This is a genomic window from Bacillus cereus group sp. BfR-BA-01441 (genome assembly GCF_022663075.1).
GTDB classification, from domain to species: Bacteria; Bacillota; Bacilli; order Bacillales; family Bacillaceae_G; genus Bacillus_A; species Bacillus_A cereus.
In genome coordinates this window covers 1-16,308 of sequence record NZ_JAKUEU010000100.1, presented here as the reverse complement: position 1 = coordinate 16,308, position 16,308 = coordinate 1, and the positions used below count along the sequence as shown (strand labels likewise).

The window sequence follows — 16,308 nt, the reverse complement described above, 5'->3', positions numbered from 1 at the left end:
CTGCATTTCACCTGTTTTACTATTTAGCACATTTAAACCGTTTGTTACTTTGCCTGATCCATCTACTAATTTATTAGATCCATCTGCTAATTTCTGAACTCCATCCTTCATCTCCCCAGATTTCCCTTGAAGTGTATGAAGGCCATCCGTCACTTTACTTGAACCATCATGCAGCTCACTTGATCCGTCGTGTAGTTTATTTGCTCCTTCCGCCCCATCTGCTAATCCTTTTGAGACGTCTTGAATGGAATCAAACATTTTCTCTGCATATGTTTTCGTTAACGTACTTGATACTTCAGTTTTAATCTTTTCAATGGCTGTTCCTCCAATTTGTGAAGATAAGAAGTTTAAACTTTCGTTTGGAATGTACTCTAAGTTTAATGGCTTTGGATTGTCTTTTAGTAACGTTGTAGCGTTACTTGAGAAGTCATCTGGAATGCGCACTAACATGTAATACTTTCTACCTTCCATTCCTTTCTTTGCTTCTTTTTCACTTACGAACTCCCATTTAAAACTTTTATTATCTTTTAAATTATCAACGAGCCCTTTTCCGACCTCAATTGGTTTCCCATCAAATACTGCGCCTTTATCTAAATTGACTACTGCAACTGGTAAGTCATCTAACTGTTTATACGGATCCCAAAAGGCCCACAAAAACATCCCTGCATATAAAATCGGTACGAATAAGACCGCAATAATTGGAATTAATATTTTTTTACTTTTTATAATTTCCGTGAACTCTTTCCGAAGTAACTGATTACCTTTCATAATTTCTCCCCCTTTTATAAAATGACCAAAATGTTCATATAGTCATTTTTACCCAAACAAAAAGGCTATACTTGTTCATACATATGCCTTATCCCCGAATTTATTACTATGCAACTTTTTCTCATTATGATTATATTTTTTCTATATCCCCCCTTAACTTAAATATATGACCACATTGTTCATTCGGTCATTTTTTTATAAAATTAAAAGGATTATCTTAGTTTGACAATCCTTTTAGTAAATAAAGTTCAAATAACTCTGCAATTTTTTCTTTTTCTAGCGGTTCATGATTTTTTTCCCAATCAAAAATAAGCGATACATATAGACGAAGCATAATAAATGCTGTAATTTCTGGATCACATTTGCTAATTTCACCTTTTTCAATCGCAATCTTTAAATACGATTGAATAACAGAAACGATTTCCACATCAACTTGTTGCATAACTTCTTGTACTTCTTTCGTTCCCATATCGCGCTCTTCTTGAATTAATTTAATCATAAGCTGATGTTCTTTTCTAAATTCCAAGATGCTATATAATGCTCTATGTACATTTTCAAAAAATGAAACATCTGAACGAATTGCACTTTCTGCAACTTGCTTCATTTCTGTAATTAAATTAGAAATAATTTCACCAAATAACTCTTCTTTATTTTTGAAAAAAGTATAAATCGTTCCTTTCCCTACATTCGCTAACTTCGCTACTTGATCCATCGTTGTTGCTTTATAACCGAACGCTGAAAAAGACTTTGTTGCAGCTTCAATAATAGAACGTTTTCGATCTATCGCCACATCTTCACCTCCAAAAATGACCAATTGGATAATATAGTCAATCAGTACATCTTTGATATTACCACACGCTTACATTCTATACAAGTTCTCTTTTTATTATTTCCAGTATAAAAAAATTTCAGTCAGTGTATATCATACTTTCCATAGTTTATCAGAAGAAAAGAGAAAAGGAAAAGATGTTCTAGAGATATACATCTTAAGAACACCTTTTTGCTATTTCAACATAGAAAGCATAATTTTCTCTAGTTCTTCTTTATTTACATTCTTATCGAATACTGCTTCTCCTGGGTTCTCTAAACTATGATTAATAATAACGATTTGGTATGCACTATTTTTCCCTTTTGCTGGAACAATCATCTTCATACCTTGTAAATTACTATCCGAGTGATGAGTAGCGTAGAATATTTGATTCCCTTCTAGTTCGTACTTTTCTATATTTTCAGGCACTATAAACTGGTGGCTAAATGGGTCTTTGCTTTCCCCAAAAACTTGCGATTGAGAAATTGTATAATTTCCTTTTCCGTTCGTATATTCTAATTCAATAGTGAATTCCGGCTTTATCTTAAGATAATAATTCACCCTTTCGTCTTTTTGGGTATATCCTTTAATTGTATAAGTTGGCCTCTTAATTTGGAAATCAACATGTTGCTGCACTTCTTCAACTGTATATGTTAAATACCTCCCTACCTTATCCTCATAAGGAGTTGTTTTATTACGAATTTCTTTTAATTTTTCACGATTTTCTGTACTTAAGCGCTCTTCTTTCACCTCTTTTATATCCCCTTGGAAATTTTCGGGTAAGTTTAATCTAACTAATCCTTTTTTCTCGATCTGTAATACCTCTTTATATAACTGCACATAATTCTCAAACTCTTCCTTTGTTAAAGCTTTTTCAGCATGATATAAAAAGGCTGTTCGGTTTTCATATTGCCAGTTTGACATTCCCCACTCTTTTCTCGCCTTTTCCTCTGTACCAAATAATGTATCTACAGCATTTTGGAAAGCATCCTTTGACTGCTCTACTTTATCCTCTTGCTTTTCTTTTCCTTCCGTTGTACGTGCGTTGAATAAAGAAAGGGATGCTATAGCAACTATAGCAATAATCCCAAGTAAAGAAAGACGATACGATTTCTTTTGAAACTTTTTAATCATAACGATTCTCCTTTTTAGTGTTCGTTTATTTCTACTTAAATTTGCTAGGCTTGGTACTTGATAGGAATAATGTTCTAGAAGGGTAATAATTGTATGACCGTATGCAATTTGTTCCTCTTTATCTATAAAAGTAAGTGCATATGCATCACAGGCTAATTCTTGATCTTCTCGCATACAAAAATAGGCGTACCAAAGAATCGGATTGAACCAATTTAATAGGATTAAACTGTACATAATCCAATTTACAGCTACATCGTTTCTCTTAATATGAGCTAACTCATGGTAAAAGACATATTGTAATTGTTGTTCATTTAATACTTTCATATGTTTTTTTGATAGTAATACTTTCGGACGAAAGAAACTAAACACAGTTGGGCTCGCAATCTTTCCCGCTAGACGTAACGAAACTGCCTTCTTCATTTTCATAGACTGCTTACAGCGATTAAACACTGTAGTGACCTGTTCGTCCGTAATATCCGGTTGTTTCTTTATGTAAGAATATAAACGTCTATTTGTAAGAAACGTGATGGCTGCTACTATGATTACCCCAGCTAGCCACACATACAAAGCAAGTTTGTATAAAGAAAATGTAGTCTGTTTTTCCGAACTGACTTTTACTTCCGGTTCGCTAGTTTTTGTCACCATTTTAGAATTTGATTCCAATTCCACTTTTCGGTCGCTTTCTATGTTCACTATATTCTCAGTAGCCGGGATATTTTTTGGAATAACTTCCGATACGCTAGAACTATAAGAAAGTAATGAGTAAATGCTATAAGAGCTATCTGGCGACCACGGTAAAAGGAGTCTTATCATTAATACGATCCACAGCATATATTGCCACCGGGGGGTTAATTTATTTCTAAATAGAACTTTTATACATAAAATAAATCCGACTAATATGCTAGCCATAAGTGACGTTTCTATAAGCCAATCAAAAAAATGAGGAAGGTATACATTTATAAGCGTGTTTATCATTTTTATCGATCCTTCCTCTTATTCTCCTCTGTCTTCTCATCTAAAATGCGTTTTAATTCATTAATATCTTCTGAAGATAATTTCTCCTCTTTTAAGAAATTAACAAGTAATGGCTTAAACGCTGCACCGCAAAAACGTTTTAGTAAAGATTTCGTTTCCACTTGCAAATAATTATCTTGTGATACTAACGGATAATAAGCGTACATACGCCCTTTATCTTGATGGTAAGAAACGGCTTCCTTTTGTACTAATCGATTAATTAATGTGCGGATTGTTTTCGGTTTCCAGTCCATTGCATCTTCCAGTTCTTCTATAATTTCATTCGCTGTTTGCGGAGAACTCGACCAAAGTACTTTCATAATTTCTAATTCCGCTTCAGATATTTTAGGTAATTGATTTGTCATCGTATGTTTCACTCCTAAGTATTACATTTGTAATCTATAATTAAGATTACAAATGTAATACTTAATTGTCAACCATATTTTAGAAAAATTAATTTCAGCTAAACCTTACTTCACAACAACAAAATTCCTCTTTTTCAAATAATCAAATAAAAAAACAAGAAAATCTTTACAATTAATAGTAATATAGAAAATAGACAAGTTTATCAAAATAGTGGAGGCTTTTTCAGTCATGATGCGTGCGCTTCGTTTAAATATAAAGCAAGCTTTTTGTAATCGTGTTTCTTTAATTATTATGTTTAGTGGATTTGTTCTTATTTGTATTTATCATTATTATTATGTAATTCGTTATTTAGGAGACGCTGCGAATGGACCTATATCGACGGATATTAAATGGATTGGATTTCGTGGAAATGAAATGGATGTTTATTTATTATTAATGCCAGTTATTGCAAGTCTTCCCTTTAGTACAAGTTATAACTCGGATAAGTCCGATGGTTTTAAACCGTTTGTCAGTAAAGAAATTTCTTTATTTTCTTATTCAGTAACGAAATATATCGTTACATTTTTTTGCGGCGGACTTCTTTATACATTTCCATTCATCTTATCGTTATTATTTTGCAAATTAACCATTCCAGACGGAGTACCAACGGCTGGTTCAGGCATTATAAATGATAACGGGATGTTCGCAAACTTATATGAAACTTCTCCCATCACTTACATTGCTGTATATATCGGAATTAATTTTTTATTTGCAGGTTTGATGGCTCTTTTAGGACTTGCTGCATCTGCATGGTCCCAAAAGGACTATATGGCGCTTCTATTTCCATTTGCAACTACCTCTATTCCTTACGTCCTGCTAAATACGGTACTCCCTACAATAGGCGGAGCACCTATTCATTTATATGATCCAAGGCAGCCGCTGCATGGCATGTCACCATATATTTTGACAATACAATGTGCCTTCTTCCTCTTCGTTAGCTTAATCATGTATATACAAGGAGTAAAACGTGATAGAAAAAAATATAGAAGAAGGTTGCAAAAAAGAGAGCGGTGCAGAAAAGCGTTTCAAGTATAATAAACCCCTAATTTCCTTACTATATTGGAAATTAGGGTTTTATTTACTATTCACTTACGGTGTACCTGCCAATCCCCATAAAATAACAACCGCTACAAAATAAATCGCTTTAATCGCTATTACTAAACATAATGAAACAATTGCATATTTACTTAATTCTCTTCTTGCACCTATTAAAGTGAAAATAACCGCCAAACTAAATGTTATATAAGAAGCTGCTGTATGTATTAAGTTATACGTAATATCTAGATTGCTTGTAAGTCCTGTTATATCAGCTACAAACTGAAGCATGATGATCGTACTAAAAAAAATTGCAAACTGATTCATTACCTTTCCATTTATTTGTAACTGCATTGTTGTCCCCCTTATTAAAAACTAAATATTCAATCAATTTTATCATTAGATTACAAAAAAAGGAATCATCTCTTTATACTATTCTATAACGATGCAAACAAAGAACGCTTAGTTACCTAAGCGTTCCTTTCTTTAAGAAGCTTTCTTCAAATCAATTTGAGCAAGTACTGGGTCATGGTCGCTTACACGTCCGTGCTCTTTCATTATATTTGAGTTTAAGTGCACTGGATCTACAATTGTGTGTGGTGCGATATTATTTGTTACTAAAATATGATCTAACACTTGTGCATTTCCTTCGTGAATGTACGTGTAACGATTCTCTTTTGGCACTGTGTTTAACATATCTTTTAAGATTGTTCCCTCTAGTGTTTTTAGTGGTTTAGAGAATTCGAAATCGTTCATATCACCTAACACGACAACTGGTGCATTCGTATTCTTTTTCTGAATTCCTTGCACGAAATGATTTACTTCTTGTGCTAACTGAATTCGTTTGTCTTCACTTTTTAATACGAGCGGCTGCACTTTTCCAAATGGCGTTGCATCTCCTAGTTTTGAGTTTAAGTGATTTGCAACGACAACAATGTTTTGTCCTTGGAACGTAAATTCTGCCGCTAACGGTTTACGTGTACTTTCAAATAATGGATTTTCGTCTCCAATACGAACAACATTTTTATCAAGTAACTTTGGTACCGGCGCTAATTTCACGCGTGATGGATTATAGAAGAAGCCGACGCGAATATTCGCTCCTGGTGCTCCTCCGTCTTGATTATTGTTTGGAGCGATTTCTACATACTCATACTTCGGTCCACGAATTTCTAGAACTGCATCAATGATACGTTTTGCGCTTAATGACGCATCTGTTGTACCGTCATTAATTGATCCGTTATTATCTTGCATTTCCTCTACACCGATAATATCTGGCATTTTTAAGTTGTATTTAATAGAATACGCTAGCGCTTTTACCTTTTCATCTGTTGTTTCTTTTTTATTCGCTGAGAAGTTTTCAATGTTATATGTAGCAACCGTTAACTTATCAAGACGTGGCTGAATATTTGCGCCTACTTGCTTAAATCCACCATCCACTACAGCTGGCAGTTCTGTTATTGGCGAAATACGGAAAGAACCGTAATCATATCCTACTACCCCTGTTATATCTCCAGTGAAAGTATCTCCTACTTTTGCTACATAATCGCGAGGTACTTTTACAGAAAGACGCTCTGGGTTTAATTGGTTTTCATCTAATAGAGGTGTGCCATATTGTGTTACTATTTTATCTCCACCATTTTTTACTGTTACATATAAATTTCCATTTTTCTGAGGTGCAATAATTTTTGGTGTTGGCATCGTAACACGCATGCCTTCTATACTTTCATAAAAGTCGATTGCATCTTCATTTGGATCAAATAAACCGAATGCATCATTATCAATAATCTGGTCCGGGATTTTCACACCGTTTTCCCCAAGTACAATCGGTGCTGGCAAAGATTGATCTTTTGCGATTACAGCAACGCGACTCGCCTTAATTTCTGTCGTCGTTAAGTCTGTTTCAAATCGCTCTGCATATCCTGGTCCAACATATTCTTCTACTACTCCATCAACTTGAATAAGATCTCCTACTGCTACATTCGCATCTTTTTTATATACGTACATACCTTCTGAAGTAGCTGGATCATTATCTGGCTGATTGTCTTCTATATAAAAGCCGTTTTTATCAAGCGCTGTGACAACGCCTTCCACATTGTTTACTTTCTTCCCGTTGTAAGGAGACATATGTGATTTTCCTTGAATGTCATGAATACGAACTGGTTCATTATTTACGATAATAAATGAAAATGTCGAAATTGCTGAAGAAGTAAGTCCTTCTTTTTCTGCGATTGCTTTCACTACACTATTTTCATTCACTATAATTTGTCCATTATAAAGAACACTTTTATTAGTAGGATTAGAGCCATCTAACGTATAGTAAATCGTTGCACCTTCTGTATTCGTCGTTAATGTTACCGCTGTTCCTTTAGCAACTTCTCCACCGTTCGGTGAAGCTACTACATCGCTAACACGGTTTTGTCCTTCACCTTGAAACTTATAAGCTGTTACTGATTTTAAACCTGGGTTACTAAAATATAATTCAAGAGTCCCAGTCAAACTAACTTTCTTCCCGATATTTTCAGGGTGATCTTTTACATTCACTGCCGTTCTCACATCACCTTTTGGCAACTGAACGGGCATGATTTTGTCTGGATTCGTTTCGTTTGGCGAATCTGCAATTGCTACGTTTGTATCATCAAACTTAGCTGGATCCTTCGTATATTTAGAAGAACTTTGCGTATATCCGACAATATATCCTTCCACAATCCCCTTCGTTTTCCCTTGCTGCTTAAATACTTGAATTGCTTTTTCTACTGACATAGAAGCAGTTTCTTCTGCTTGCGCTAAAGTTCCAGTAAATGAAAGCAATAGCAAGAATGATAAAAAGACGCTTAACAATTTCTTCACAGCCATTTTCCTCTCCCTATTTCATATTTTCTCAGCATTTCTATCATAACAAATGATTCGTTATATAGAACTATTTTTCGACAAATTTTACAAAAGATTTATTTAATTTACAAGCTTTCAAACTATAATACAAAATAATAATTTTACACCTTCTACAAATGCACTCTATAATGTTAGAGAGAGAAAACAGAAAATATCGACATTTGATTGGCATGTAAAATGGATTCATTTGAATAGGAGTGATTGGATGGAAGTGCAAACAGAAACATACCGCGCAGCTATGAATGGAACATTAGAACGTCATTTTTCAGATATGATTGCTGTTATACCAACTAGAATTACAATTGAGCAGTTAAAACAACGGCTAGAAAATATCGCTACTAAAGTTGATGAGTTAAAAATTGTTTATAGTGATGAGACAAGCCTTATTGTTGAGTTACATATGGATGAAACAATCATACCGTATGAACTGCATATTGATGAGGCGAATGACCCAGAAGAATATAAAATGTACAATAGACAAGATTCTACAATTGTAGATCGTAATTTTGAAGATGCGGCTTTCGGTACTGAAATTTTCACTCGTACGCTATTTGTAGGCGATGTACTCGACTGCTTTTTCCAGCAAATACAATTTTTATGGAACCTCGCCCCAGATTTGTTATTTGTAATCGATTCAAGTGCAGCAATGAAAGTGATATCTAGAAACTATATTGAATATCACGTTGAAAATGAATTATTACCTGACATTCCTGACTTATACGTTATTCATTCCGTTTATGAAGACGATAAAGAAGGCGAGCCTACGCAATATTGGTTTCATACACACGGCCTTTTAAGAGCGGGCGTAACTGAAATAGAGTTAATTATTCCAAATCGCATTTCTTCCTACTACGGCATTGGCGATCTCTTTCAAACATTTGCTAATAATGCCGTTGAGAATGGACAAGTCCCTATGAATGAGCCTATCGTTATCGCGCATAGTCAGCAAGGTTCTATACATACAGTCGCTGTTCCGTGGGAGAAAGGATTATCTTATATAGGGCATAAAACGAGTATGGACCAATTATCTTCAATCAAGGATGAAGAAGTGAAATTACAGCCAATAGATGCACAAAATACATTCTTAGGCGGAATGGATGCCCGAGATGAATACCATCAATCTCCATCCGTTCTCTTATTCAAATTTAATACTTCAGAAGAATATATTGAAAGTTTTTTCAAAGAACACGAGGAAGCTACAGGGCTCACGTTCTATAAAACAAATAGTGAAACCGATCGTATGGCTTATAATGCGAAAAATACTTTCGGGTATTTCAGCAACATTTTTCAAATTGAAAAATCCAATGAAGAGTTTCGTTTTCTCGCTAAGTTTGGTGTTTCCTATGAAGAGGGTAAAAGCGAACATATGTGGTTTGAAATGCAACATATTACAGAAGACCTGATTCAAGGAATACTCATCAATGAACCATATTTTATAGAAGATATGAGTGAAGGAAATAGTTATCATTTAGATTTTGATAACTTAACAGATTGGGTTATTTATGCAGGAGATGCTGTTATAAAGCCAAATAACTTATATATGTTTATTGGCGAATAAGTATTTTATATAATAAACGAAACGCCTTCAATATGATTGAAGGCGTTTCTTATAATTTATTGTGCGATTAATTCAGCATCTATTACTTTCTCCAAATGAGATAATACACGCTTTGCAGCTTCCTCACCTTGATTCATACAGTCTGGAAGTCCAGCACCAGCATAGGAGCTACCTGCCAAGTATATACCTGGCAACTCTTTCTCCATAAATGTTGTGAGCTTTTTCATTCGCTCGTTATGGCCTACTGTATATTGAGGCATCGCTTCTTTCCAGCGACTTACGATTGTAAACTCTGGATCCTCTGTAATATCCATCGTCTTCCTTAAATCTTCTAGTACGAGCTGAACGAGTTCTTCTTCAGTTTGTTCTACAACCGCTTCATCACCAGCACGTCCAACGTAACAGCGAAGGAGTGTTTTTCCTTCTGGCGTTGTATGTGGCCATTTTTTATGCGTCCACGTACATGCTGTAATGGTGTAATCGCTATTTCGTGATACGACAAATCCTGTACCATTAATATCGCGCTGGATTGCAGACTTTTGGAAAGCAAGTGCCACATTCGCAACGGATGTGGCTGGAATATTACGGAAGAAACGAAACTGCTTGTACTGAGCAAACATGGACGGCAATACTTTATGCGAAGTTGCCACTACGATGGCGTCCGCTTCTATTTCTTTTCCGTTACTAAGAGTAATCGTATAACCATCACCCTGTTTTGCAACTTTTTCAATGCGAGTTCCCTTTATTATCGTACCTTCATGCATCTTTGCTTCGAGAGATTCTACGATAGATTCTAAACCTGTTTTCACTGTTTGGAACATTCCCTTTTTCGGTTCAGCTTTCTCTTCTTTCGGAGCGAGCGTACGCATACCGAGTGAAATACTGCGATGTTTCTGCTCAATTTGATACATTTGCGGGAATGTTGACATTAAGCTCATTTCATCAATATCCCCTGCATAAATACCCGATAATAACGGCTCTATTAAGTTTTCAACCACTTCGTTTCCAAGACGATGTCTGAAAAATTGTCCGAGTGATTGGTCAGATACTGGCTTTGACCTCGGCATTAATAGATCAAAGCCAGCTCTTAGTTTACCAATTGGGGAGAACAGCCCGGAAAATAGAAACGGCGTAATTTGCGTTGGAATTCCCATCATTGATCCATTCGGCATTTTATGTAACCGATTGTTTACAAGGATAAATGATTGACCGGCTTGATTATTTACAAGTTCATCGCCAAGACCTAATTCTTCCACTAATCTAGCTGCACTTTCTTTTCGTGCTAAGAAAGAATCTGGTCCGCGCTCAATTGTAAATCCATCTTTTCGAACGGTTTGAATTTTTCCGCCAAGTTTACCCGATGCTTCTATAAGTAATGTATCAATCGGCAAGTTTTTTTCATGAATATTTTTTTGTAAGTTATACATTGCTGTTAATCCAGTGATGCCTCCGCCGACGATCACAACTTTTTTCCTCAAGCAGGCTCCTCCTTTCTTCTTACAGTACAGATTCTTTTTTCTTTAATACAACATCTGTTAAACAATCAATAAATGCCTCCGATGCATTTGGCATTTCTGGACGATAATATTTTGCACCAATTTCATCCGTTACAACTTTACACTCAAAGTCGTTATCATATAAAACTTCTAAATGTTCCGCAACAAATCCAACTGGTGCATATACGAATGAAGTATAACCGTGCTTTTCATTTAGTTCTCTCGTTAAATCTTGTACATCTGGACCAATCCAAAGATCTGGTGTGTTTCCAGCACTTTGCCAGCCTACTGCATAGTTTGCTACTTCAGCTCCGCGCGCGATATAATCCGCTGTTTCATTTAATTGATCTGGATATGGATCGCCCATTGCAATAATTTTCTCTGGTAAGCTATGTGCAGATACGATTAATACTGCTTTTTCACGCTCTGCATCTGACATACCGTTATATATACCTTTCACTGCATCAACCCAGTACTGGATGAATTTCGGCTCTTTATACCAGCTATCAATGCCGTGAATTGTTAAGTTTCCAAGTTTCTCAGCTTCTTCTTGTGCTCGTCCAACGTACGATTTCACGCTAAACGTAGAATAGTGAGGTGCAAGAACAAGTGCGATTGCATCTTGTATTCCGTCGTTATGCATATCTTTCACTGCATCTTCAATAAACGGTTCAATATGTTTTAAGCCAAGATACATATGATACTCTACTTCATCTTGTACTTCATTTAAACGCTGTTCTAACTTCTTAGCTTGCTCTAATGTAATAGTAGCTAAAGGAGAAATACCACCAATTGCACGGTAACGCTCTGTTAAATCTTCCAGCATTTCAGGACTTGGCTTTCTTCCTCTGCGAATATGTGTATAGTAACGTTCAATATCTTCTTCTTTATATGGCGTTCCGTATGCCATTACAAGCAAACCAATTTTCTTTTTCATACAGCAATGCTCCTTTACTTCGCTAACTGCCCTTTAGAGTATTCATGAATAAATGTAGTTAAACGTTTTAATGTATCTGGATTTACTTCTGGGAATACACCGTGACCTAAGTTAAAGATATAACCCGGCTGTTTCATCCCTTGATCTAAAATACCTTTTACATGTTCCTCAATAACAGACCATGGTGCAAGTAAGAATGAAGGGTCCATATTACCTTGTACCGCCTTATGAATACCGCGTGCACGTGCTTCTTCAATCGGTAAGCGCCAGTCTAAGCCGACTACATCAAGCGGTAAGTCGTGCCACTCATTCACTAAGTGTGCAGCTCCTACGCCGTGCATAATCATTGGAACACCCATCTTACGAACTTCTGCAAAAATACGCTCCATTGCTGGTTTAATAAATACGCGATAATCTGCTACATTTACTGTTCCAACCCAAGAATCGAAAATTTGAACTGCTTTTGCCCCTGCGTTAATTTGCGCTTTTAAATATGTAATAACCATATCTGCTAGTTTATCCATTAAAGCGAACCAAGCTTTTGGCTCTGCATACATGAACGCTTTCGTATTATGGTAGTTACGAGATGGACCGCCTTCAATCATATAGCTCGCTAATGTAAATGGAGCTCCTGAAAAACCGATTAACGGTACGTCTAACATTTCTGTCGTTAATAAACGAATTGTATCTAGTATGTACGGTACGTCATCTTCTGGATTGATTTCCCCTAGTTTTTCTACATCTTGTAAAGAACGGATTGGGTTATCGATAACTGGGCCAATACCTGATTTAATTTCTACATCCACACCAATTGCAGGTAGTGGTGACATAATATCTTTATAAAGAATTGCTGCGTCTACGTTATATTGATCAACTGGCAATTTTGTAACGTAAGCACATAACTCTGGATTGTGTGTAATTTCAAATAAAGAATACTTTTCTTTTATCTTTCTATATTCCGGCTGCGAACGACCTGCCTGACGCATATACCATGCTGGTACATAATCAGTACGTTCCCCCCTACATGCTTTTAAAAATGTCTCATTTATATTTCTTACCAAGACCCTTGCTCCCTTCCTTACCAATGCTTCGAATACGTTCGATATTTATCTTTTTTTACTATACAGCTTGTAAAAACAAAATGCATAATATTATGTACGTTGTTCATTAAATTGACACAAACATTCGTAAAAACGCTTACTATTTTCACAACATTCTTATTATAACACAGAGAAAAACTATGGTTTAGCTACTTTTGACTTTTCTCCTTCACGATTCGTTTGTGTATTATATGGTACAACGTAAAAGCTTGGTTTTGAAAATATGTTAATGAACTTTTCCTCATATTCTCCAGCACCATTTACAGTGCTAACATGCGTATGAATTCCATTCTCCACTCTATAGATTCGGTACATAATTCTGTTATCTGGAAGTGGTGTCCAGCTTAATTTTACTTTAAATAAACCGAAAGGGCTAAATGATAATTTCATTTTTACATCTTCAATTTTGCGCAGCCGAATCGGAGCGCCGATTGTTTCCACACCTTCAGGCTTCATAAACTTCTCTTTATGTTCTACATTAGCCTTCGTTAAAATTTTCTTAAACAATTTTGTCGCAGATGCACTTTCTCCTTGCAACTGATGCTCCTTATCCGTACGGTCATAACCAATCCAAACAGCGCCTACTAAGTTCGGTGTATAACCAACGAACCACATATCTCTTGCTCCCTTATCGTCATTTGGCAATGAAGTTGTACCCGTTTTTCCAGCTAACGCACCGTTATATACACCAACTCTTGCTGTTCCTTCCTTGACAACTCCTTCTAACATTTTCGTCATATACCATGCTGTCTGCTTCGAGAAGATTTTCGTCTCTACTTTTGGAGATTCCCCAATGACTGCACCGTGTCTGTTTAATACTTTATCAATAACGTGCGGCTCGATAATATTTCCATTTGCTAAAAATGAACGGTACATTTTTACAAGATCAAATGTTGAAACGCCATTTTTCAATCCGCCAAGCGCTGTACTTAAACCAGCATCTGCAATATGAACATTTCCTTTTTCTAAATATTGCTTTCCTTCTTCTACCCCTAACTCATTTAATAAAGAAACTGCCGGTACATTTGCCGACTCTAAAATCGCATCATACATCGTCATTTCTTTTGAATACTCATGATTATAATTTCGAGGTTCATACCCTTCAAAAGAATTTCTTTCATTCGTTAATAAAGAATACGGATTATACTTTTTCGTTTCTAGTGCTGGTGCATAAACGATAAGTGGTTTTAAAACAGATCCAGGCTGCCTTTTGGCAAAAACACGATTAAATCCTCTCGGGACGTACTTTCTTCCCCCAATCGCCGCTTTAATCCCTCCCGTACGATTATCCATTAATAAGAAAGCACCTTGCGCCCCCTCTTCTTTCCCAGGGAAATTCCTTGCATCTTGAAACTGGTTATATGCTACCTTTTGAATCTTTTCATCCATAGGTACGACAAACGTATATCCTCCGCGAAGTACTTCTTGATGAGACAATCCGTATAAACGAGCGGCTTCATCTATGACCATATCAATATACGGCATATATGCAAGCTCATTCTCATCTAAATTTTTATATAGAGCAATTGTCTTCCCTTGATAACGAACGCTTTCTTCTGCAGTCAAATAGCCTTGTTTATGCATAAGTGACAACACTAGATCACGGCGTTCCTTACTCTTCTCTGCAGAATAGTACGGTGAATATCCGTTTGGTGACTTCGGAAGGCCTGCAAGCATTGCCCCTTCCTCTACTGTTAAATCCTCAACATTTTTATTAAAATACAACTTTGCTGCCGCTTGAATGCCGTAAGCCCCATGACCAAAATAAATATGATTCATATACATTTCAAGAATTTGTTGCTTCGTATATTTTTGCTCTAATTGAAGAGAAATTGCGACTTCCTTCAATTTGCGCGTAAATGTTTTTTCACGAGTTAAAAAGACGTTTTTAGCGAGTTGCTGCGTAATGGTACTACCGCCCTCTACCTTCTCTCTAGCTAACGTATCTTTATAAAGAGCACGGAATATAGACGGATAATCAATCCCTTGATGCTCATAAAAACGAGAATCTTCCACCGCAACAAACGCCTGCTGCACATACTTCGGAATTTGCTCGATCGGTACGAGCTCTCTATTTTCTACGTATAATTTCGTAATTTCTTTCCCTTTCTGGTCAACGATACGTGATGAAGAGTGGAAAACGAGCTGCTTTTCATCCATCATATAGCCACCAGCTAACACGATAAGTTTATAGATTACAATCGCTACTACGAACGTTGCGACGCCGCCTAATAAAGTCCACTTTACTTTCTTCATACATCGTCCTTCTTTCCAAATGATGGTACATTTATTATTTGAAAAAGAAGTATCTTTATGTATATAATCTTCGAAGTTTTTTAAGAGAGTTGATATAATAGAAACAAACTATTAAGGGGGCATTAAAATGAAGGCTATTATTTCATACGAAACACCTCTAGAACAAGCACATTTCACTGCAAAAAATGATGAAAAAAATATGTTTTATAAAGAAAATACAGAAGAATCTGTAGAAGGTTCACTTCAATATGATGTACTAGATGCTGTCGGTGAATTTAAAGGACAACCTGGCTATATCGTTTGTAACAACATTTCTGTCACAGACGAAGGTCGCCCAGTATTTGAAAACCGCTTTAAAAACCGCGCAGGCCTTATTGAAAACGAACCAGGATTCCAAGCGATCCGTGTTCTACGCCCATTAAGTAACGATACATACGTCATCTTAACGATGTGGGAAACAGAGCAAAACTTTAAAGACTGGACAGAATCACGTTCATTCGAAAACGCTCATAAGAAACGCCCTGTACAAGCAGAAGGACAAGCTCCAGCTCATCCACATGCGGAACAGCAAAAGAGTATTTTCTCTCGTCCATCTTTTGTGACTACTTTTGATGTGTTAGTTTAATTAAAACATAATACAACACTAACAGTACGTGAAATTATATTAACGATTTTCCGAATATATCTATCACATCTTGAAATATATCAACGATTTTCCGAATATATCTATCATATCTTGAAATATATCAACGATTTTTCGAATATATCTATCACATCTTGAAATATATCAACGATTCGACTAAAGATATCCATTTAATAACAAAAAGGAAACACCATTACACACCGGTGTTTCCTTTTTCTTTGTACCAATTATATATACGAAGTGAATCTTTTTTTCTCATATGCTT

13 protein-coding genes are annotated in these 16,308 nt (G+C 35.9%); 3 read left to right on the top strand and 10 right to left on the bottom strand.

The features are described from left to right. The 4 genes from MR107_RS26095 to MR107_RS26080 all read right to left on the bottom strand — a co-directional run. Nucleotides 1-768, bottom strand: a 768-nt coding sequence (locus MR107_RS26095) for a YhgE/Pip family protein (protein WP_242292891.1), incomplete at its 3' end; no start/stop codon positions are given. A 217-nt stretch (nucleotides 769-985) separates the two neighbouring features. Further along, nucleotides 986-1,558, bottom strand: coding sequence for a TetR/AcrR family transcriptional regulator (locus MR107_RS26090; RefSeq protein ID WP_000963381.1), 573 nt, complete (start codon nucleotides 1,556-1,558; stop codon nucleotides 986-988). A gap of 213 nt (nucleotides 1,559-1,771) precedes the next feature. After that, on the bottom strand, nucleotides 1,772-3,685 hold the full coding sequence (locus MR107_RS26085) for a M56 family metallopeptidase (protein ID WP_086404521.1): 1,914 nt from the start codon (nucleotides 3,683-3,685) through the stop codon (nucleotides 1,772-1,774). 2 nt (nucleotides 3,686-3,687) lie between these two features. Continuing rightward, nucleotides 3,688-4,089 carry a BlaI/MecI/CopY family transcriptional regulator gene (locus tag MR107_RS26080; RefSeq protein WP_000184509.1) on the bottom strand — a complete coding sequence of 134 codons (402 nt, stop codon included), beginning with the start codon at nucleotides 4,087-4,089 and terminating at the stop codon, nucleotides 3,688-3,690. 229 nt (nucleotides 4,090-4,318) lie between these two features. On the opposite strand from MR107_RS26080, the gene MR107_RS26075 reads away from it, so the two are divergent. Next, a complete protein-coding gene (locus tag MR107_RS26075) occupies nucleotides 4,319-5,164 on the top strand; it encodes a hypothetical protein (RefSeq protein WP_000984145.1) in 846 nt (281 codons plus the stop codon). Between the two features lie 54 nt (nucleotides 5,165-5,218). Here the strand turns inward: MR107_RS26075 and MR107_RS26070 are convergent, their stop codons facing one another. Beyond that, the gene (locus MR107_RS26070; RefSeq protein ID WP_001176843.1) at nucleotides 5,219-5,518 is read right to left on the bottom strand and encodes a hypothetical protein; all 300 of its coding nucleotides are present in this window, start codon (nucleotides 5,516-5,518) and stop codon (nucleotides 5,219-5,221) included. A gap of 132 nt (nucleotides 5,519-5,650) precedes the next feature. Further along, nucleotides 5,651-8,017, bottom strand: coding sequence for a DUF6359 domain-containing protein (locus tag MR107_RS26065; protein WP_086404520.1), 2,367 nt, complete (start codon nucleotides 8,015-8,017; stop codon nucleotides 5,651-5,653). A gap of 241 nt (nucleotides 8,018-8,258) precedes the next feature. On the opposite strand from MR107_RS26065, the gene MR107_RS26060 reads away from it, so the two are divergent. Further along, the gene (locus MR107_RS26060; RefSeq protein WP_242292890.1) at nucleotides 8,259-9,611 is read left to right on the top strand and encodes a DUF4026 domain-containing protein; all 1,353 of its coding nucleotides are present in this window, start codon (nucleotides 8,259-8,261) and stop codon (nucleotides 9,609-9,611) included. Nucleotides 9,612-9,667: 56 nt separating this feature from the next. On the opposite strand, the gene hemY is transcribed toward MR107_RS26060, so the two are convergent. The 4 genes from hemY to MR107_RS26040 all read right to left on the bottom strand — a co-directional run bounded on the left by hemY (nucleotide 9,668) and on the right by MR107_RS26040 (nucleotide 15,400). Then, nucleotides 9,668-11,089 carry a protoporphyrinogen oxidase gene (gene hemY, locus MR107_RS26055; RefSeq protein ID WP_242245273.1) on the bottom strand — a complete coding sequence of 474 codons (1,422 nt, stop codon included), beginning with the start codon at nucleotides 11,087-11,089 and terminating at the stop codon, nucleotides 9,668-9,670. Nucleotides 11,090-11,108: 19 nt separating this feature from the next. Next, nucleotides 11,109-12,044, bottom strand: coding sequence for a ferrochelatase (hemH, locus tag MR107_RS26050; RefSeq protein ID WP_242292889.1), 936 nt, complete (start codon nucleotides 12,042-12,044; stop codon nucleotides 11,109-11,111). Nucleotides 12,045-12,058: 14 nt separating this feature from the next. Continuing rightward, nucleotides 12,059-13,105 (bottom strand): uroporphyrinogen decarboxylase, encoded by a 1,047-nt coding sequence (gene hemE / locus MR107_RS26045; protein ID WP_086395911.1) that lies wholly within the window; start codon nucleotides 13,103-13,105, stop codon nucleotides 12,059-12,061. A gap of 177 nt (nucleotides 13,106-13,282) precedes the next feature. Next, entirely contained in the window at nucleotides 13,283-15,400 is a 2,118-nt protein-coding gene (locus MR107_RS26040) for a transglycosylase domain-containing protein (protein WP_242245272.1), read from the bottom strand. Nucleotides 15,401-15,527: 127 nt separating this feature from the next. On the opposite strand from MR107_RS26040, the gene hmoB reads away from it, so the two are divergent. Further along, the gene (gene hmoB, locus MR107_RS26035) at nucleotides 15,528-16,025 is read left to right on the top strand and encodes a heme-degrading monooxygenase HmoB (RefSeq protein WP_000644067.1); all 498 of its coding nucleotides are present in this window, start codon (nucleotides 15,528-15,530) and stop codon (nucleotides 16,023-16,025) included. Nucleotides 16,026-16,308 lie beyond the last annotated feature (283 nt).

Excerpts from the sequence above, each read along its gene's own strand:
- MR107_RS26085 (WP_086404521.1), bottom strand. The coding sequence starts at position 3,685 with ATGATAAACACGCTTATAAATGTATACCTTCCTCATTTTTTTGATTGG.
- MR107_RS26080 (WP_000184509.1), bottom strand. The coding sequence starts at position 4,089 with ATGACAAATCAATTACCTAAAATATCTGAAGCGGAATTAGAAATTATG.
- MR107_RS26075 (WP_000984145.1), top strand. The coding sequence starts at position 4,319 with ATGATGCGTGCGCTTCGTTTAAATATAAAGCAAGCTTTTTGTAATCGT.
- MR107_RS26070 (WP_001176843.1), bottom strand. The coding sequence starts at position 5,518 with ATGCAGTTACAAATAAATGGAAAGGTAATGAATCAGTTTGCAATTTTT.
- MR107_RS26065 (WP_086404520.1), bottom strand. The coding sequence starts at position 8,017 with ATGGCTGTGAAGAAATTGTTAAGCGTCTTTTTATCATTCTTGCTATTG.
- MR107_RS26060 (WP_242292890.1), top strand. The coding sequence starts at position 8,259 with ATGGAAGTGCAAACAGAAACATACCGCGCAGCTATGAATGGAACATTA.
- hemH (WP_242292889.1), bottom strand. The coding sequence starts at position 12,044 with ATGAAAAAGAAAATTGGTTTGCTTGTAATGGCATACGGAACGCCATAT.
- MR107_RS26040 (WP_242245272.1), bottom strand. The coding sequence starts at position 15,400 with ATGAAGAAAGTAAAGTGGACTTTATTAGGCGGCGTCGCAACGTTCGTA.
- hmoB (WP_000644067.1), top strand. The coding sequence starts at position 15,528 with ATGAAGGCTATTATTTCATACGAAACACCTCTAGAACAAGCACATTTC.